Here is an 18,424-nt window from a genome sequence, read left to right on the forward strand (position 1 = left end):
GAGCGGTTAAGCGTCAGGCAGCCTTTGCTTCCTCGCGATGCAGCGTGAAGGAATGGCCGTCGGCGTCGAAGATGTGCAGATCGCCGCCGCTGGCGTTGAGCCGCAAGGTCTCGCCGCGCTTGACCTCGACATTGCCCGGCAGCTTGGCCACCAGCGGCAGGTCGGTGCGGCCGATATCGACATAGACGAGCTGAACCTCGCCAAGCTGCTCGATATAGTCGACCTTGCCTTCGAACAGATAGTCCGTACCTGTGGCGATCGCGAGATCCTCCGGCCGCACGCCGAAGCTGACCGCGGCGCCATTCGCCGAGGCCGGCGTCGCGATCGGCACCGTCGCCTTGCGGCCGCCGACATGGCTGACCACGGTCGGATTTCCGGCCTTCTCGATCTTTGCCGGCAATATGTTCATCGCCGGCGAGCCGATGAACTGGGCGACGAACAAATTGCCCGGACGCTTGTAGAGCTCCATCGGCGTGCCGACCTGTTCGATATAACCTTCCTTCAGAACCACGATGCGGTCCGCCAGCGTCATCGCCTCGACCTGGTCGTGCGTGACGTAGATCATGGTGGTGTTCGGCATCGATTCCTTGAGCTTGGCGATCTCGATGCGGGTGGCGACGCGAAGCGCGGCGTCGAGGTTCGACAGCGGCTCGTCGAACAGGAACACCTTCGGGTTGCGCACGATGGCGCGGCCGATGGCGACGCGCTGGCGCTGGCCGCCCGACATCGCCTTGGGCAGGCGGTCGAGATACTTGGTCAGCTGCAGGATCTCCGCCGCCTGGCGCACGCGCTTGTCGATCTCGGCCTTGCTTTCCTTGCCGATCTTCATCGAGAAGGCCATGTTGTCGTAGACAGTCATATGCGGATAGAGCGCATAGGACTGGAACACCATGGCGATGCCCCGCTTCGACGGCGGCACGTCGTTCACCACCTCGCCGTCGATCTTCAACTCGCCCGAGGTGATCTCCTCGAGGCCGGCAATCGACCGCAGCAAGGTGGATTTGCCGCAACCCGACGGCCCGACGAAGACGATGAACTCGCCCGATTTGATGTCGAGGTCGATGCCGTGGAGAATGTTGAGGTTGCCGTATGATTTCTTCACCTGGTTCAGCGTGACATCGGCCATGTTTTCTCCTCCCAATGATTTCCGTTGCAATGTTCAGTCGACACGCCCGAACCAGGCGCCATAACCGCCGAGGCGGACCGGCCCGGTGCCAGTCTGTCCTGAAAAGCCATGCCCGGGCAAGGGTTGCAGGGCGCCTTTGCCGAGATCGATCTCGGCGGCCTTGCCGCCGAGGTTGAAGGCGCAGACGATCCGCTCATTGCCCTCGCGGCGCGTGAAGGCGACGGTGTCGCCATCGCTTTCGATGAAGTCGATGTCACCCTTGGCCAACGCCGGATGCTGGCGCCGGAAGGCGAGGAAGCGGCGGTAATGTTCGAGCAGCGAGCTTGCGTCGCCCTGTTGCACGTCGACGGCCTGCGACAGGTGTTTGCCCGGCACCGGCAGCCACGGCTTGGCGGTCGAGAAACCGCCATTCTTGGCGGTCGCGTCCCACACCATCGGCGTGCGGCAGCCGTCGCGGCCCTTGAACTCCGGCCAGAACCGGATGCCGTATGGATCTTGCAGGTCTTCGAACTTCAGCTCTGCTTCGCCAAGGCCGAGCTCTTCGCCTTGATAGATGCACACCGAGCCGCGCAGCGACATCAGAAGTGCCGAGATCACTTTCAGATAGGCGGTCGGGTCCGCCTCGTTGGCGGCCCAGCGCGAGGCGACCCGCATCACGTCATGGTTGGAGAAGGCCCAGCACGACCAGCCGTCGCTGGCGACCGTGCCGAAGGCCTCCAGCACCGCGCGCACCTTCGCCGCGCTGATCTTCTCCGGCGCCAGGAAGTCGAAGGAATAGCACATATGCACGCGCTTGCCGTCGGCGGTATAGGCGGCGACCACCTCGAGACCGCGCTGCGAGTCGCCGACCTCGCCGACGGCGGCCTGCGCCGGATATTCGTCGAGAAGCGCGCGGAACCGCTCTAGGAAGCCGAGGTTCTCCGACCGGCTCTTGTCGTAGATGTGGTCCTGATAGTTGTAGGGGTTGACCGCCGGCGCCGTCTGGTCGTTGCGCTGTTCCGGCGGCAGCGGCGGATTGTCCTCCAGCCCCTGGCTGTGGAAGTAGAAATTGATCGTGTCGAGGCGAAAGCCGTCGACGCCGCGCTCCAGCCAGAAGCGGGTGATATCGAGCAGCGCATCCTGGACTTGCCGGTTGTGGAAGTTGAGGTCCGGCTGCTCGGCCAGGAAATTGTGCATGTAATATTGCTGGCGGCTGGTGTCCCACTGCCAGGCCGAACCGCCGAAGATCGACAGCCAGTTGTTGGGCGGCGTGCCGTCGGGTTTTGCGTCCGCCCATACATACCAGTCGGCTTTCGGATTGTTACGGCTGGAGCGGCTTTCCTTGAACCAGGGGTGGATGTCGGCGGTGTGCGACAGCACCTCGTCGATCATCACCTTGAGGCCCAGCCGATGGGCTTCCGTCACCAGCGCGTCGAAATCGGCGAGCGTTCCGAACATCGGGTCGACGTCGCAATAATCCGACACGTCGTAGCCGAAATCCTTCATCGGCGATTTGAAGAAGGGCGAGATCCAGATGGCATCGACGCCGAGCGAAGCGATGTAGGGCAGGCGCCGCACGATGCCCTGCAGGTCGCCGATGCCGTCGTCGTTGGAGTCCTGGTAGGAGCGCGGATAGATCTGGTAGATCACCGCGCCCCGCCACCAGTCGCGATCGACGGCGGGGTCTGGTCTCGAAGTCGCCTTCAAAGCCGATTGCATGTCTTCAACCTCCTTTCACCGAGCCGGCAAGCAGCCCGCGGACGAAATAGCGCTGCAGCGAGAAGAACACGATCAGCGGTACGATGATGGTGATGAACGCCGATGTCGTCAGGATCTCCCAGTTGCCGCCGCGCGAGCCGAGCAGCGCGTTGAGCTTGGCCGTCAGCACGATCTGATCGGGCGCCGTGCCGAGGAAAACCATTGCCACCAGGAGATCGTTCCATACCCACAGGAACTGGAAGATGGCGAAGGACGCAAGCACCGGGAAGGACAGCGGCAGCACGATCTTGACGAAGATCTCGAAGTCGCTGGCGCCGTCGATGCGCGCCGATTCCATGATCTCGCGCGGCAGGCCGGCAATGTAGCTCCTGAGCAGGTAGATGGCGAAGGGCAGGCCGAAGCCGGTATGCGCCAGCCAGATGCCGAGATAGGTCTTGGACGGCACGCCGAAGAAGGTGCCGACGCCGTTGTAGAGCTTGAGCAGCGGGATCAGCGACATCTGCAGCGGCACGACCAGCAGGCCGATGATGACGGCAATCAGCAGCGCCCGGCCTGGAAAGCGCATCCAGGCCAATGCATAGGCCGCGAAGGCTGCGATGAGGATGGGGATGATCGTTGCCGGGATGGTCACCGTCAGCGAGTTCATGAACGAGCGGCCGATGCCTTCGGAAAACAGCACGGCATCGTAGTTGTCCGTGGTGAATTTCGGCGGCGCTGAGGAGGCGAAATAGACGCGTTGGCCGCGGTCGCCCTCGAAGGCCTTCGGTGACGACAGCACGAAGCCGCCATCGGCGTTCATCTGCAGCGTGACGCCGTCATTGAGGTCGGCGACAGACCCCGCCTTGTACTGCGTCGGCGCGGAAGATTTCACGCCGAAGGCGCTGATCTCGCGCTTGGGGCCATCGCCGAAGATATTGCCCTCGATGACGTATTTGCCGTCCTTCTGGGTTTGCGCCGACGCCGCGGGAAGCCGCCCGGCCTCGCTCTGGCTGGAACTGGCAAAGGAGTTCCACCAGCCGGCGGCGACGATCTGGTCCTTGTCGCGCAGCGACGAGACGAGAATGCCAAGCGTGGGAATGGTCCAGATCACCACGAAGACGAGCACGGCGATGTGGACGCCGAAGCGGCCGGCGAAGGATTTTCCGGTCCTGGCGGCCATCTCAGTGCCCTCCCGTCTCTTTGTTGGCCTGGCGGATGTTCCAGATCATGATCGGGATGACCGCGATCATGATGATGATGGCGATCGTCGCGCCGCGGCCGAAATCGCCGCCGCCGCGGAACATCCAGTCGAACATCAGATTGGCGAGCACCTGGCTGTTCCATTGGCCGTTGGTCATGGTCAGCACGATGTCGAACACTTTCAGCACCAGGATGGTGATGGTGGTCCACACCACTGCGATCGTGCCCCAGATTTGCGGCACCATGATCTTCCAGAAGATCTGGAACGGGTTGGCGCCGTCGATCACGGCCGCCTCCAGCGTCTCTTCCGGAATGCCGCGCAGCGCCGACGACAGGATGACCATCGCAAAGCCGGTCTGGATCCAGACCAGAATGATCATCAGGAAGAAATTGTTCCAGAACGGCAGCGATATCCACACCTGCGGCTGGCCGCCGAAATACTGGATGATGGCGTTGAGCAGGCCGATCTGCACCTGGCCCTCGCCGCGATACTCGTAGATGAACTTCCAGATCACGCTGGCGCCGACGAAGGAGATGGCGAGAGGCAGGAAGATCAGGCTCTTGGCGATCGTGCCCCACCAGATCTTGTCGGTGAGCACGGCGATGATCAGCCCAAGGAAGGTGCAGGTCGCCGGCACCACCGCCAGCCAAAGCACATTGTTCAGGATCGAATTGCGGAAATCGTGATCGCCGAGCGCCCATTCATAATTGGCGAGGCCGACGAAATTCTCTCCGCCGCGATCGAGAAAGGAGAGCCTCAGCGTCTCGACGACCGGGTAGATCAGATAGATGGTAAGGATGATCATCGCCGGGCCGACGAACAGCCAAGGTCGCACCAGTCCCTGCCGGCGCAGATTGTCGACGGCGGCGGCGCCCGAGACGCCGCGTGACGGGAAGACAAGATCGAGCAGTCTGTTGGCGCCCCAGAAATAGGCGACACAGCCGCCGACGCCGATGATGATGACGAATATGGCCGAGAAAATCTGAGTCGCCATGGGTCCCTCTCCCTGCGCATGACCGGTCAGCCAGGGCTGGCGATCGGATGCACCGACTTTCGGTTATTCGGAACAATCGAAACGCGAAGGCTTCCGGCGTTGACCGCCGGTCGGATCCGGGCCGTGGCCCGGATCCAGGTGGAGGATTAGGAGGATTTCAGGATGCTTACTTGATGGCATCCCAGCTTTTCTGGATGTCGGCGGCGACGTCCTGCGCGGACTTGCCGCCAACCAGGTCGATCATGCCGGTCCAGAACGAGCCCGCGCCGACCTTGCCGGGCATCAGGTCGGACCCGTCGAAGCGTACAGTCGTGGCGCCGACCAGGATCTCGCCCTGCTTCTTCAGCGCGTCGCTGCCATAGGCATCCTTGTTGGCTGACTTGAAGGGGGTGACGAAGCTCTTCTGCGCCATCCACAATTCATGCGCGAGCGGCATCTCGAGGAATTTGATGAACTCGCGCGAGGCCTTGGAATCCTTGGTGATCATCACCAGCGTGCCGGCCACTTCCAGCGGCGTGCCCAATTCCGGCTTGGAGGCGTAAGGCGGGTAGGGGAAGAAGTCCGCGTCCTGGCCGAGCTTCACGTTTTCCGGGAAGAAGGAGGGGATGAACGATGCCTGGTGGTGCATGTAGCACTTGGGCGGCACGGTGAAGAGGCCCTTCGGGCTGTCGCGGAAGTCGGTCGCCGCCACCGCCTTGGCGCCGCCGTCCACCATCTTGTCGTCCGTGGCGATCTTGCCGAAGATGTCGATGGCGTTGACCACGGCCGGGTCGGTGAACGGGATCTCGTTCTTCACCCACTTGTCGTAGACTTCCGGCGGTTGGGTTCTCAGCATGATGTCCTCGACCCAGTCGGTCGCCGGCCAGCCGGTGGCGCCGCCGGAACCGAGCCCGATGCACCAGGGCTTGCCGCCGTCGGCGATGATCTTCTTTTCGAGGTCGGCGAGTTCTTCCTGGGTTTTCGGCACCTTGTAGCCGGCCTCGTCGAAATTGTCGGGCGAGTACCAGACCAGCCCCTTCACGTCGATCTTGTAGGGGAAGGCGTAGAAGCCGGGCTTGCCGTCCTTGCCATTATAGGTCCCGAGCTTGGCCCAGGAGTCGCCGGCGGCGTAATTTTCCTTGATCCAGGCGGCGACGTCGTCGCCCAGCGGGGTCAGCACGCCCTTGGAAGCAAGGTCCTGTATGAGGCCGGGCTGCGGCAGGACGGCGATGTTGGGCGGGCTGCCGGCCTGGGTGTCGATGACGATCTGCTGCTCATAGTTCTCGGACGAGGAATATTTCACCTCCGCGCCGGTGGCCTCGGTGAAATAGTCGAGAACCGAATGCACAAGCGTCTCGTCCTCGCCGCGCCACGGCCCGAAGATCGTCAGTGTCTCGCCCTTGAGATCGACCTTTTTGAGGTCGTCGTAGTTGGCCCAGTGAAACTTCGGATCCTCGCCCGGCTTGAACTTCAGTTCGGCTTGCGCCGGCAGGCTGAGGGTGAGTGCCGCGAACGCCGCACCCAAGAGAAGCATTTTCTTCATCGCAAGTCCTCCCAGTGGTCACAAACAGGACGAAACCTCCATTTCGTCCGCCGACGCCCGCGGAACTGTGACTCAGCGAAAGGGCAACCGCAACCTTTCGAAGAGACTTCCAAAGCGCTTTGGCTATTTTGATCTCGCCATTGAATTGCTCGAGAGTCAAGTGGGAGAGTTTATAAATCGATTTAAATCTCTCGGGATAGAGCGAGAAAGGTGCACTGCAGCATAGCTTTTAGCACCGCAGCAGCAATTTTTTGCTTCAAACGGCGCCTGGGGCCCTCTAAGGTCGTCATGCTAGACGATCTCGCCAACAATCATCGGATCGATTCAAATTTGAAAGCGCTTTGAGGCTGGAGGCCTCCGATGAACCTCAAGCAACTCTCGCATATGCTGTCACTCTCGCAGACCACGGTGAGCCGGGCGCTGAACGGCTATCCCGAGGTGAACGAGGAAACCCGTCGCCGGGTGATGGACGCGGCCAAGCGCCATGGCTACCGGCCGAACCCAAGCGCGCGCCGGCTTGCCACCGGCAAGTCGGGGATGATCGGCTATGTGCTGCCGACGGGCGCCGCCGTCGACATCGATCCGCACTTCGTCGAATTCCTCTCCGGCCTTGGCGACTATGCCCGCGCGCACGAGCTCGACCTCGTGCTTTCGCCTGCCGATGCCGACGACGAGGAAACGACCTACCGGCGCATCGTCGCCAACCGCCAGGTCGACGCCGTCTACCTGTCCTCGCCGCGGCCGGCCGACAAGCGGCTGGCTCTGGTCAACACGCTGGGCATCCCTTTCCTCGTCCATGGCCGCAGCGAAGGCTTCGACTTCGACTACCCCTATCTCGACATCGACAATGAGGGCGCCTTCCACGAAGCGTCGAGACTGCTGATCCAGCTCGGCCACAAGCGCCTGGCGCTGATCAACGGCAACGACCGCGAGACCTTCGCCATCCACCGCGAGCGCGGCGTGCGCCGGGCGCTTGCCGCAAGCGGTCTGACGCTCGGCGGGCGCCACATCCGTTCGGTGGCGATGACCGAGGAGAACGGCTATCGCGCCGCCCGCCGCCTGCTCGAGGAAGATGAGCCGCCGTCGGCGATCGTCTGCTCCAGTCTGATCATGGCGCTCGGCGTCGTGCGCGCCGTGCGAGACCTTGGCCTTACCATTCCAGGCGACCTGTCGCTGGTTGCCCACGACGACGTCTTCCCCTGGCTGCGGCCGGAGAATTTCCCGGTGCCGCTGTCGACGACACGCTCCTCGATCCGCCTTGCCGGCGCGCGTGTCGCCGAGCGCCTGGCGGCGCGCATATCGGGGCTGGAGGAGGGCGCGCGGGGAGAGGTCTGGCCGGTCGATCTCGTGGTCAGGGGATCGGTGGCAGGGGCGCCGGTATAGGGAGCAAATTCAAGCGCTCGAAATGACGCAGTGAGCCGACGTCCTCCCCCGAAGCGCGAGCGGCAGCTTTGCGGGACATTTCGGTCGTTGTTGAGCAAGATCACCCTGCATCCCGGTCAACTCTCAAACAAGCAGGCGCCGGGGCGGCCTATGATGCCGACCAGGGCGGCCCTGTTTCTTCCAGCTTGGGATGTAACGAAATCCCCCTGCCGACGAAGTAAGCTGGACGGCCCCTCAGGAGCCCGCAGCTTGCCAAACCCACTGCCGGCTGCAGCTCCCTAGTATGGCATATCGCTTCCGGCAAAGGACACAGCATGCATAGAGAGTTCAATATCGCTGAGACAGGCTTCGGCTCTTATTGGCCGCTCGCCATCCTCAGATGGGTAATGGTGCTGATTTTCGTGTCGTTCGGCATCCAGAAGTTCACACCGCAGTCAGCACAAGGGATCGCTCTATTTATCTCAAACAGTCCGTTCGTTTCCTGGCTCCAGATTTTTGGAATCAGAGGCGAGGCCTATCTTCTGGGCTGCATCGAGTTGGCGACGGCTGCTCTTTTGGCCTTGGGGGCTTTTGTGCCCATCCTATCTGCGCTGGGCTCTTTGATCGGGGTCGGTACGTTTCTTATTACCTGGTCATTTTTCTTTACGACCCCTGGTGTTGTCGTATGGAGCATCTCCACCGATCCCATTGCCTGGAATCTAGCTGGAGAGTTTCTCTATAAAGACATAGTGCTTCTCTGCGTTTGCCTGGTTTTATTTCTTAATTCTCTTCCGACGGCTTTGGTTCGCCTTCGAGAAAAATAACGATGGATGGCGTACTCGTTGGAGGCTAGCTCGCGTCTAGAGTTGAGCATTCTGCGACATTTGCCGGACAAGCCACTTGGGCGCCGGTTAGGTCACGATCCAACGGCTTCCTCGACCGGCTGCCTTTGCCGTCGTGGGACAACGGTCCGCATTCGGCTGCTCCTGCTCTTGGACGGTGACAACCGATAAGCCAGAGCCGTCAACCAGTCCTGCAGAGTGCGCCATTTGCCCACATTCCCGTTCACCGAAGCGGATCCGATCCAATACCCCGGGCCGCCGCCGAAGATCTCGCAGGTGGTGATCGTCGGTGGCGGCATTATCGGCGTGACGACGGCCCTATTCCTCGCCTCCCGAAACATTCCGGTGACGCTGCTGGAAAAGGGCCGCGTAGCCGCCGAGCAGTCCTCGAGAAATTGGGGCTGGATCAGAAAGCAGGGACGGGACGCGGATGAACTGCCGATCGTCATCGAAGCTATCCGCCTGTGGCGGCAGCTGGCTGAGGAAAGCGGCGAGGACATCGGGCTGAAGCAGACCGGCGTGACCTATCTGGCGAACGCCGACAAGGACATGGCCGGCTTCGAAGCGTTCATGAAGATCGCCGCGATCCATGAGCTCGACACGCGCCTCCTGGATGCGGACGAAACCGCGAAGCTCATCACCGGCATGTCGCGCAGGTTCAAGGGCGCTATGACGACGCTCTCCGATATGCGTGCGGAGCCTTGGCTGGCCGTGCCGGCGCTGGCCCGGCTTGCGGTGCGCAAAGGCGCCAGGATCGTCGAGAACTGCGCGGCGCGAGGTCTCGACATCGCGGCCGGCAGGATCAAGGGCGTATGGAGCGAGGCGGGATTTATCGAGACCTCCACCGTGCTGGTAGCGGGCGGCGCCTGGTCGTCCCTGTTCCTGGCGAGACATGGCGTATCCATTCCCCAGCTCAGCGTTCGGGTGACCGTGGCCGCAACGGAGCCCTTGCCCGAAATCTATGCAGGCGCGGCCGCCGACGATCACATCGCCTTCAGGCGCAGGCAGGATGGCGGATACACGCTCGCCGCGGGCGGTAGCCACTTGCTTTACCTGGGGCCCGACGCATTCCGGCACTTCACCCAATATATTCCCGCCCTCAGGGACAACCCGTTCGGAACGCGCTATTTCCCCTTCGCTCCGTCGGGCTACCCCGATGGCTGGTCGACGCCGCGCAATTGGGCGCCGGATTCAGAGAGTCCTTTCGAGAGAATGCGGGTGCTCAACCCAGCCGCTGAGCCGGCAAAGCTTCGTTCGATCGAGCGCAATTTCAAGCAGCTTTTCCCCCGGTTCGAGACGGTTCGCCTGAAGGCCGGCTGGGGCGGCATGATCGACGCCTTGCCCGACGTCGTCCCCGTGGTGGACCAGGTGCGCGCAATCGGCGGTCTTTTCGTCGCGACGGGAATGTGCGGCCATGGCTTCGGCATCGGACCTGGCATAGGCCGCGTCGTCTCCGACATGATCCAGGGAAACGAAACCGGGCACGATCTCAGCCGCTTCCGGCTGTCGCGTTTCTATGATGGAAGCCCTGTCCGGCTGGGGCCGGCGCTTTGAATCGGTCGCGCGCAGTCGGCAAACAGTCCGTCGACTGCCCGGATTCGCTACTTCGCCGCCTCAGCCGCTTTCGTATCGATCAGCCCATACCCGAAGTCATTGTCCCGCCCCTTGGGCCCGAGATCCTTGGCCGTTGCCGCCAGCGCCTTCTCGATCTCGTCGGCCGAGCGGTCGGGCGCGGCGTGGATCAGATTGGCGATGGCGCCGGACACGATCGCCGCGGCGAAGGACGTGCCGGTCACCACGTCGGAGCCGGCGCCGCTCGGCGCCACCATCTCGACGCCAGGTGCCGAGATGAACACATAGGCACCGCGATTGGCCTGCGGCATCAGCCCGTCCTTGGCGTCGGTGGCGGTGACGGCGATGACGCCGTCGAAGGCGGCCGGATAGCCATAGGGCGCCTTCGGCCCGTTGTTGCCGGCGGCCGCCACCAGCACGATGCCCGCCGCGCGCGCGTTGCGGCAGGCGGTGCCGAGCAGGTCGTTCTTCGGCCCGACGAAGCTCATATTGATGATGCGTGCGTCCTGTTCGGCGGCCCAGTCCAGCGCCGACAGGATGACATCCATGGTCGACTTGCCGCCTTCGAAGGCGCGCGCGTGATAGATTTTCGCGCCCGGCGCCATGCCTTCCAGCGGGCCGACGCCGGCGATAAGCCCGTCGACCGAGGTGCCGTGGTCGCGCTTTTCGATCGGCACGTTGGGCATGGCGTCGAACTGCGCGGCGATGACGCCGGCCAGCGCCGGATTGGTGTCGTCGATGCCGGTGTCGATGACAGCGACGCGCACATTCTCTCCGCTCGCCTGTTTTGAATCGAGCGCGATGCGGTCGAAGGCGTAATTCACGACGCCGGCCGCCTGCTGCAGCGTGTAGATGTGGTTCGGTTCGCGGCGCTGCGTGCGCCCGTCCGCGGCAAGCTGGGCCAGCACCACGCCGACGGGCCGCCCGTCGGTGATGCCGAAGCGCACCAGTGTGGTGCCGAGCAGCCGCGACTGGCGCTGCGAGCGCACCTGCAGGCCAAAGGAATTGGCAATCTGCTGCACCACGCCGGCATCGCCGTCCACGGTCACCAGCACCTCGTCGGGCACGAATTCGCCGGCAATCGCGCGCGGCGGCTCGGCGAGGTTGAGACCGTGCGGCACAGTGACGGGTCCGCTCGGCGTCGGCGCTGGCGGCGGCGTGTTACCGGAATCGTTCGACGATGATGTTCCATTGGACGGTGCGGGCGTTTGTGGGGCCGCGCCGGCGGGTGTGTTCGGGAACAAGTCGACGATCAGCGCCGGCAGGAACACCGCGCTGCCTGTGGCGCCGCCAGCTCCCCGTTTCTCGCTATTATTCGCGGGGCCGCCGTTCTTGTCGCAGCCGGCGCCCGCCGCTGTCGTGCGGTTCAGGCAGTCGACCTGGGTCTGCGAAAGATTGGGATCGTTGGTCTGAGCAAACGCAGGCGCGGCGGCAAAGGCCGCCGCCGCGAGGAGTGCCGCATGCAGCATGACCGCCTTAGCCGCCATCGACCGGTCTCCTTCCCTGGATCACAGTATCGGCGAAAGGCTGGACCGCAATAAGGCCGACGAGCTTGTCGTAATCGGCCGCACTGCTCGCCGGAATGGTCAGGTGAAAGACGCCGTCGGCGGTCGGGCCGCCGGCGATCTTCAACCCGTTCTGGCCGAGGAAGGCGGCGATATCGGCCATCTTCGCGTCGGGCTTGAACTTGACCAGCGCGAAAGGCAGCTTGGCGAGATCGTCCTGAGCGCCGGCCACTTCGAAGTCGTTGCCCTTGCCGCCCGGCTGCTCGAACGACTGCACGATGACCAGCGCAAGCAGCGCCGCGGCCGCGGCCCAGGCGATGCCGGCAGGCATTGCCGTCACCCGGCCGAAAACCTTGGCGAGCCACGATTGGCCGGCCGGCGCGCGCGCCGGGCCGGCCTCGGCGTCGAGCGCCTTGGCGAACCGGCTGAGCGCGTCGGCGGGCGGCCGGATCGCCTCGTTGGCGGCGGCGGCACCGGAGAACTCGGCCTCCGCTTCGCCAAGCGCATTCATCGCCGCCGGATCGGTGGCCAGCCATTCCTCCACGGCCTCCAGCTCGGCGCCTTCCAGCGAGCCGTTCAGGTAGAACGGCAGCAGCGTTTCCATCTCGTCGCGGCGCGACATCTTTTCTGCGGCGCTCATGGCCAACCCCTGTCGTAACCGGCGGCCTTGAGGGCTTCGCCGAGTTTCTTGCGGGCGTAGAACATCCTGGTCTTGACGGTGGCGACCGGGATGTCGAGCACCTCGCCGATCTCGGTCACCGACTGGCCATGGTAATAGGCAAGGTCGATCACCGTGCGGTGTTCTTCCGGCAAGGCATCGATGAAGCGGCGCAAGGCGGCGGCTTTGTCTTCCTTCATGGTCACGACTTCCGGCGTGTCGGCGCCGTCGGGAACTTGCGCCGCGTCGTCGTCGTCGATCCAGTCTTCCTTCTTCTTGCGCAGCATGGACAGCCCCTTGAAGCGGGCGATGCCGAGCAGCCACGTGGAAACTTCAGAGCGCCCCTCGAAGCCGGGCGCCTGTTTCCACAGCTCCAGAAAGACCTCGTTCGCGATATCGTCGGCCATCATTTCCGATCCCGTCTGGCGCGCCACGAAGCGGTAGATCCGCGCGTGGTGACGCATGAACAGGAGCCGGACGGCGGCCCGGTCGCCCTTCGCGACCCGGTCCACAAGCGCGCGATCGGTTTCGGTCGCCGCATTCATGGCCGGTCGAGCCGCCTGGCTCCTCGTGGCTCTGTCGCTGATCGGTCCAAAAAGGTTCATCCTCCGCCAAGGAATTTTCGGAGGCTAACCGAAGAGAGGGGAGGTTGCCAGAGGGGCGCTTCTCCTACTCCTTCCCGGCAATAGGCCGAGACGCCTACGCTTCGCTCCCGCTCCGCCCGTGGATGACGAAGTTGCTTGGCCTTTGCCAATCTCCAACGTTGCAACGGGAGAAAGGGGGAACTAAACCAAGAACACCTTCGCCTTCATCGTCTCGGGTATTGCCACGCCGAGCCGGCTCAGCACCGTCGGCGCGAGCTGCAGCTGGTCGAGAAGCGTGTCGGCTTGCGGCCCCTTGGCCGGGCCGAAATAATAGAGCGCGAAATCCTGCATCTCGTCGTCATGGCCGCCGTGATGGCCGCGGTCCGTCTGGCCGTGGTCGGCCGTCACGATCACTTCATAGCCGGCTGCGCGCCATTGCGGCAGGAAGGCTGCCAGCATCGCGTCCATCGCGTAGCAGGCATGGTCCATCTCGTGACAGTCATGGCCGAAGCGATGGCCCATCGAGTCCAGCGTGCAGGTGTGGAGGATGCCGTAATCGATGCCGCGGCGCTTCGCCAGCATGGTCAGCGTCGCGAACAGGTCGACGTCGCTCGGCGTCATCTGGTTCTTGAGATTGTAGCCGGTCATGGTGTGGAAGCGGCCATGCGTGATCGGCCCGCTTGGCTCGTCGAACTCCATGTCCTCGACCAGGTCGAACGGGTACGAGCGGAAGAATTCCGACCAGTAGGAATGGGTCACGGCGCCGGTCTTGCCGCCGGCCTTGCTGACTTCCGAGAAGATATCCGGCTGCGTGACGCGAAAGCGGTTCTCGTTGGAAAGGATACCGTGCACCTGCGGCGTGACACCGGTGTGGATCGAGGCGTAGCAGCAGGCCGAGGTCGACGGCAGCACTGAGCGCATCTTCCACACTTGCGCCTCGCCGGACTGCGCCCAGCCCTCGAGGTTGCCCATCAGCCGGCGCCAGTTCCGGTAGGGCACGCCGTCGAGGATGATGAGCAGCAGTTTGGATTTGAGCGCCACGAACGTTCCTGTGATTGTTCTTCGAAACGAAAGCGCCGCGTGTCGCGCGGACACGCGGCGCTCTTTTGGCTAGCCCGATATCAGGCGTTCAGCCAGCACTCGCAGAGCGCGTAGCCGTCCATCATCTCGCCATTCGGGTTCTTCACCCAGCCGCTGACCTTCTTGGTGTTGGCGGCGTCGACGAACTGGTTGAAGAACGGCACGATCAGGCCGCCTTCGTCGCGCATCAGCGTTGCCATGTCGCGGTAGATCGCCTTGCGCTTGGCCTGGTCCAACTCGGCACGCGCCGTGTAGAGCATCTTGTCGAATTCGGGCCGCTTGAAGCGCGTGTCGTTCCAGTCGGCCGTCGACAGATAGCCGGTGGAATACATCTGGCCCTGCGTCGGTCGGCCGCCCCAGTAGGAGAGCGAGAAGGGCTGCTTGTTCCACACTTCCGACCAGTAGCCGTCGCCGGGCTCGCGCTTGATCTCGATCTTGATGCCGGCCTTGGCGCAGCTCTGCTGGTAGAGCTGGGCGGCGTCGACCGCCCCGGGGAAGGCGACATCGGAAGTGCGCAGCAGGACCGAGCCGCTATGGCCCGACTTCTTGTAGGCCGCGGCCGCCTTTTCGGGATCGAACTTGCGCTGCTCGATGTCGGAGGAAAACAGCGGATAGGCCTCGTTGATCGGGAAGTCATTGCCGACCGAGCCATAGCCGCGCAGGATCTTGTCCAGCATCTCCTCGCGGTCCATCGCCAGCTTCAACGCCATCCTGAGGTCATTGTTGTCGAAGGGCGCGGTGTCGCAGAACATGTTGAACGGATAATAGCCGCGCCCGGCGACGTTCTCGATGGTGACGCCCGGCATGCGCTTCACCAGGTCGACCACCTTGGGTTCGACGCGGTTGATGAGGTGCACCTGACCGCCCTGCAGCGCGGCAAGCCGGGCCGTCGGGTCGTTGATGACGACGATCTCGATCTGGTCGGCATGGCCGGCCTTGTCGCCGCGCCAGTAATTGGCGAAGCGCTCGCCGCCATGCTTCACGCCGGGCTGGTTGACGGCGACCTTGTACGGGCCGGCGCTGATGCCGGCATTCGGGTTGTCCTTGCCGCCATTCGGCTGGATGACCAGATGGTAGTCGGCCATCAGATAGGGGAAGTCGGCATCGGCGTCGCCGAGCGTGACCACCACCTCTTTGCCGTCGGCCTTGATGGTCTTGATGTTCTTCAGAACGCCGAGCGCGCCGGATTTCGACTTCTCGTCGGCGTGGCGCTCGAGCGTCGCGACAACGTCTTCCGCCGTTACCGTCTTGCCGTTGTGGAATTCGATGCCGTCGCGGATCTTCATGGTCCAGGTCTTGGCGTCGGCCGAGGCGCCGATCTCCTCGGCGATCAGGTTCTCGACGCCGCCTTCCGGGGTCAGGCGGACGAGGAATTCGCCCCACTGCTTGCAGAAGTTGTAGGTCACCTGGCTGAGGTTCAGCGCCGGGTCGAGGCTGTTGGTCGATTCACCGCCCTGCAGGCCGGCCCTGATGATGCCGCCCTTCACCGGGCTCGCGGCGAAAGCCTTGCCGGCAAGCGTCGTGGCCAGCGCCGCCGAGACGCCGAGTGCCGCCGCGCGGCCGAGGAAATCGCGCCGCGATATCCTGCCCTTGCCGGCGAGTGCGGCGAGATGGTCGAGTTCCGTCTGCATGTCCTGCCCCCTTTTTGAGATTGGTTTGCTGCGGGCTCTACCCGCCCGCGGCCGATCTTTCCCGCTGCGCATTGCAGCCGCATGACAGCTTCTGGTTCGGGCTGACTTTCGTGGGCTAATTTCCGGCGCTTTCCATGCGCCGCCCTTTGATCGCCTTCTCCAGCCAACCGATCTCCATCTCCGGCACGGAGGACAAGAGCAGGTCGGTATAGGCGTCGAAGGGCGGCGTCAGCACCTTGCTCTTGGAGCCGTAACGCACCACCTCGCCGCGATACATCACCGCGATCGAATCGGCTATCGACTTCACCGTCGCAAGGTCATGGGTGATGAACAGATAGGCGACGTTTTCGATCTGCTGCAGATTGAGAAGCAGCTTGAGAATGCCGTGGGCAACCAGCGGATCGAGCGCCGAGGTCACCTCGTCGCAGATGATCAGCTTCGGTTTGGCGGCGAGCGAGCGCGCGATGCAGACGCGCTGCTTCTGGCCGCCGGACAGCTCGGCCGGATAGCGGTCGACGAAACCCTTGCCCATCTCGATCTCGTCGAGCAGCTCGGCGACGCGCTTGTCGCGCTCGCGGCCTTTCATGCCGAAATAGAACTCCAGCGGCCGGCCGATGATGGTGCCAACCGTCTGGCGCGGGTTCATCGCCACGTCGGCCATCTGGTAGATCATCTGCAGCTGGCGCAGATCCTCCTTCGGCCGATCGGCCAGCCTGTTGGCGAGCGGCCTGCCGTCGAAGGTGACGGTGCCTTCCTCGGGCGGCAACAGCCCGGTGATGGCGCGCGCCAGCGTCGACTTACCGGAGCCGCTCTCGCCGACAACGGCCAGCGTCTGCCCGGGATAGATGTCGACCGAGACGTTCTTCAGGACTTTCACATGGCCGCCGCCATAGGCGGCGGTCACATTCTTCACCGACAGGAAAGGTGTTGCGCCTGGCTGCTGTTCCTTGTGCTCGATCTCATGCACCGAGACCAGCGCGTTGGTGTATTCCTGGCGCGGCTCCTTGATGATCTGCCGTGTGCCGCCCCATTCAACCAGCCGGCCGTGGCGCAGCACCATGATCTCGTCCGAGACCTGGGCGACGACGGCAAGGTCATGCGTGATGTAGAGGGCCGCGACATGCGTGTCGCGAATGGCGTCCTTGATCGCCGCCAGCACGTCGATCTGCGTCGTCACATCGAGCGCCGTGGTCGGCTCGTCGAAGACGATGAGGTCGGGCTCCGAGCACAGCGCCATCGCCGTCATCACGCGCTGCAGCTGGCCGCCGGAGACCTGGTGCGGGTAGCGTTCGCCGATCGTTTCGGGATTGGGCAGGCTGAGCTTCTTGAACAGCGCTACGGCCCGCTTTTCGGCCTCGGCGCGGGTCGCGGTGCCGTGCAGCATGGCGGCCTCGACCACCTGGTCGATCAGCTTGTGCGCTGGATTGAAGGCCGCGGCAGCCGATTGCGCGACATAGCACACCTCGCGTCCGCGCAGCGCCCGCACGCCCCTTGGGCCTGCTTTCAGGATGTCGCGGCCGTTGAGGATCACCTCGCCGCCGGTGATGCGCACGCCGCCGCGGCCATAGGCCATGGACGACAGGCCGATGGTCGATTTGCCGGCGCCGGATTCGCCGATCAGGCCGAGAACCTTGCCCTTCTCAAGCGTCAGCGAAACGTCATGGACGAGCGTGATGGTCTTCGGCGCTTCGCCCGGCGGGTAGACCATCGCCTCGATGCGCAGGTTGCGGATGTCGAGGAGCTTACCCGAGCTTGCCTCCCCGGACTTTGCTTGGTTGCCAGCCATCAGCCGCGTCCTCCCTTCAGGCTCGTCGTGCGGTTGAGCACCCAGTCGGCGACGAGGTTGACCGAGATCGCCAGCACCGCGATTGCCGCGGCGGGGATCAGCGCCGCCGGAATGCCGAAGACGATGCCGTCCTTGTTTTCCTTGACCATGCCGCCCCAGTCCGAATCCGGCGGCTGCACGCCAAGGCCGAGGAAGGACAGCGCCGACAGGAACAGCACGGCGAAGATGAAGCGCACGCCGAGCTCCGCCACCAGCGGCGACAGCGCATTGGGCAGGATCTCGCGGAAGATGATCCAGGCCTTGCCTTCGCCGCGCAGTTTGGCCGCCTCGACGAAATCCATGACGTTGATGTCGACGGCCACCGCGCGCGACAGCCGGTAGACGCGGGTCGAATCGAGGATGCCCATGACGAGGATCAGGGTCAGCGCGTTGGTCGGCAGCACGGACAGCACGACGAGGCCGAAGATCAGCGTCGGGATCGACATCAAAAGGTCGACGAAGCGCGACATCAGCGTGTCGAACCAGCCGCCGAACACCGCGGCAGAGAAGCCGAGGATCGAGCCCAGCGAGAAGGACAACGCCGTCGCCGCCACCGCGATCTCCATGGTGATGCGCGCGCCGTAGATCATGCGTGAGATGAGGTCGCGGCCGAGATTGTCGGTGCCCAGCCAATGCGCGGCCGACATCGGTTCCCACACGTCGCCGACGATCTCGCCATTGCCATGCGGTGCGATCCACGGCGCGAAGATGGCGCAGAACGCGAAGAAGCCGGTCAGGATGAGTCCCACCCAGGCGGTAATCGGGATTTGTCGCAACGCCATTCGCCTCAGTTCCCCCTCTCGTCCCGCATCCGGCCCGTCATTTCGCAGGCCCCCGTCATTTCG

General features: G+C 63.7%; 15 protein-coding genes. 3 read left to right on the plus strand and 12 right to left on the minus strand.

Translation table 11 applies throughout. The annotated features are described in order from the left end of the window. Positions 1–13 precede the first annotated feature (13 nt). The 5 genes from ugpC to FJ957_RS13265 form a co-directional block, all read right to left on the minus strand. Positions 14–1,126 (minus strand): sn-glycerol-3-phosphate ABC transporter ATP-binding protein UgpC, encoded by a 1,113-nt coding sequence (ugpC, locus tag FJ957_RS13245; protein WP_140650743.1) that lies wholly within the window; start codon positions 1,124–1,126, stop codon positions 14–16. A 33-nt stretch (positions 1,127–1,159) separates the two neighbouring features. After that, a complete protein-coding gene (locus FJ957_RS13250; protein ID WP_140831984.1) occupies positions 1,160–2,824 on the minus strand; it encodes an alpha-glucosidase in 1,665 nt (554 codons plus the stop codon). A gap of 4 nt (positions 2,825–2,828) precedes the next feature. Next, positions 2,829–3,983, minus strand: coding sequence for a carbohydrate ABC transporter permease (locus FJ957_RS13255; protein WP_140831986.1), 1,155 nt, complete (start codon positions 3,981–3,983; stop codon positions 2,829–2,831). Between the two features lies 1 nt (position 3,984). Continuing rightward, positions 3,985–4,998, minus strand: coding sequence for a sugar ABC transporter permease (locus FJ957_RS13260; RefSeq protein ID WP_140831988.1), 1,014 nt, complete (start codon positions 4,996–4,998; stop codon positions 3,985–3,987). A gap of 166 nt (positions 4,999–5,164) precedes the next feature. Further along, the gene (locus FJ957_RS13265) at positions 5,165–6,520 is read right to left on the minus strand and encodes an ABC transporter substrate-binding protein (RefSeq protein ID WP_140831990.1); all 1,356 of its coding nucleotides are present in this window, start codon (positions 6,518–6,520) and stop codon (positions 5,165–5,167) included. A 360-nt stretch (positions 6,521–6,880) separates the two neighbouring features. Between FJ957_RS13265 and FJ957_RS13270 the strand changes: the two genes are divergently transcribed. The 3 genes from FJ957_RS13270 (at position 6,881) to FJ957_RS13280 (ending at position 10,278) form a co-directional block, all read left to right on the plus strand. Further along, the gene (locus FJ957_RS13270) at positions 6,881–7,903 is read left to right on the plus strand and encodes a substrate-binding domain-containing protein (protein WP_140831991.1); all 1,023 of its coding nucleotides are present in this window, start codon (positions 6,881–6,883) and stop codon (positions 7,901–7,903) included. Positions 7,904–8,217: 314 nt separating this feature from the next. Next, positions 8,218–8,706, plus strand: coding sequence for a DUF417 family protein (locus FJ957_RS13275; RefSeq protein ID WP_140831993.1), 489 nt, complete (start codon positions 8,218–8,220; stop codon positions 8,704–8,706). A 225-nt stretch (positions 8,707–8,931) separates the two neighbouring features. Then, positions 8,932–10,278 (plus strand): FAD-binding oxidoreductase, encoded by a 1,347-nt coding sequence (locus tag FJ957_RS13280; RefSeq protein WP_140831995.1) that lies wholly within the window; start codon positions 8,932–8,934, stop codon positions 10,276–10,278. Between the two features lie 47 nt (positions 10,279–10,325). Here FJ957_RS13280 and FJ957_RS13285 read toward each other — a convergent pair whose 3' ends face one another. The 7 genes from FJ957_RS13285 to FJ957_RS13315 all read right to left on the minus strand — a co-directional run bounded on the left by FJ957_RS13285 (position 10,326) and on the right by FJ957_RS13315 (position 18,361). Next, positions 10,326–11,783 carry a S8 family serine peptidase gene (locus tag FJ957_RS13285; protein WP_140831997.1) on the minus strand — a complete coding sequence of 486 codons (1,458 nt, stop codon included), beginning with the start codon at positions 11,781–11,783 and terminating at the stop codon, positions 10,326–10,328. Next, positions 11,773–12,441 (minus strand): anti-sigma factor, encoded by a 669-nt coding sequence (locus tag FJ957_RS13290; RefSeq protein ID WP_140831999.1) that lies wholly within the window; start codon positions 12,439–12,441, stop codon positions 11,773–11,775. The genes FJ957_RS13285 and FJ957_RS13290 overlap by 11 nt, the downstream gene beginning before the upstream one ends. Next, positions 12,438–13,004, minus strand: a complete 567-nt coding sequence (locus FJ957_RS13295; protein ID WP_140702217.1) for a sigma-70 family RNA polymerase sigma factor — start codon at positions 13,002–13,004, stop codon at positions 12,438–12,440. The genes FJ957_RS13290 and FJ957_RS13295 overlap by 4 nt, the downstream gene beginning before the upstream one ends. Before the next feature lie 240 nt (positions 13,005–13,244). Continuing rightward, positions 13,245–14,084: an alkaline phosphatase family protein gene (locus FJ957_RS13300; protein ID WP_140832000.1), complete on the minus strand. Its 840-nt coding sequence runs from the start codon at positions 14,082–14,084 to the stop codon at positions 13,245–13,247. A gap of 80 nt (positions 14,085–14,164) precedes the next feature. After that, positions 14,165–15,754: an ABC transporter substrate-binding protein gene (locus FJ957_RS13305; RefSeq protein ID WP_140832002.1), complete on the minus strand. Its 1,590-nt coding sequence runs from the start codon at positions 15,752–15,754 to the stop codon at positions 14,165–14,167. Between the two features lie 115 nt (positions 15,755–15,869). After that, positions 15,870–17,540, minus strand: coding sequence for an ABC transporter ATP-binding protein (locus tag FJ957_RS13310; protein WP_140832004.1), 1,671 nt, complete (start codon positions 17,538–17,540; stop codon positions 15,870–15,872). After that, positions 17,540–18,361, minus strand: coding sequence for an ABC transporter permease (locus FJ957_RS13315; RefSeq protein WP_140832006.1), 822 nt, complete (start codon positions 18,359–18,361; stop codon positions 17,540–17,542). Before FJ957_RS13315 ends, FJ957_RS13310 begins: the two co-directional genes overlap by 1 nt. Positions 18,362–18,424: the final 63 nt, after the last annotated feature.

The organism is Mesorhizobium sp. B2-4-6 (genome assembly GCF_006442775.1).
Classification (GTDB): domain Bacteria; phylum Pseudomonadota; class Alphaproteobacteria; order Rhizobiales; family Rhizobiaceae; genus Mesorhizobium.

Coding starts and splice junctions, on each gene's coding strand:
- ugpC (WP_140650743.1), bottom strand. CDS start 1,126: ATGGCCGATGTCACGCTGAACCAGGTGAAGAAATCATACGGCAACCTC.
- FJ957_RS13250 (WP_140831984.1), bottom strand. CDS start 2,824: ATGCAATCGGCTTTGAAGGCGACTTCGAGACCAGACCCCGCCGTCGAT.
- FJ957_RS13255 (WP_140831986.1), bottom strand. CDS start 3,983: ATGGCCGCCAGGACCGGAAAATCCTTCGCCGGCCGCTTCGGCGTCCAC.
- FJ957_RS13260 (WP_140831988.1), bottom strand. CDS start 4,998: ATGGCGACTCAGATTTTCTCGGCCATATTCGTCATCATCATCGGCGTC.
- FJ957_RS13265 (WP_140831990.1), bottom strand. CDS start 6,520: ATGAAGAAAATGCTTCTCTTGGGTGCGGCGTTCGCGGCACTCACCCTC.
- FJ957_RS13270 (WP_140831991.1), top strand. CDS start 6,881: ATGAACCTCAAGCAACTCTCGCATATGCTGTCACTCTCGCAGACCACG.
- FJ957_RS13275 (WP_140831993.1), top strand. CDS start 8,218: ATGCATAGAGAGTTCAATATCGCTGAGACAGGCTTCGGCTCTTATTGG.
- FJ957_RS13285 (WP_140831997.1), bottom strand. CDS start 11,783: ATGGCGGCTAAGGCGGTCATGCTGCATGCGGCACTCCTCGCGGCGGCG.
- FJ957_RS13290 (WP_140831999.1), bottom strand. CDS start 12,441: ATGAGCGCCGCAGAAAAGATGTCGCGCCGCGACGAGATGGAAACGCTG.
- FJ957_RS13295 (WP_140702217.1), bottom strand. CDS start 13,004: ATGAATGCGGCGACCGAAACCGATCGCGCGCTTGTGGACCGGGTCGCG.
- FJ957_RS13305 (WP_140832002.1), bottom strand. CDS start 15,754: ATGCAGACGGAACTCGACCATCTCGCCGCACTCGCCGGCAAGGGCAGG.
- FJ957_RS13310 (WP_140832004.1), bottom strand. CDS start 17,540: ATGGCTGGCAACCAAGCAAAGTCCGGGGAGGCAAGCTCGGGTAAGCTC.
- FJ957_RS13315 (WP_140832006.1), bottom strand. CDS start 18,361: ATGGCGTTGCGACAAATCCCGATTACCGCCTGGGTGGGACTCATCCTG.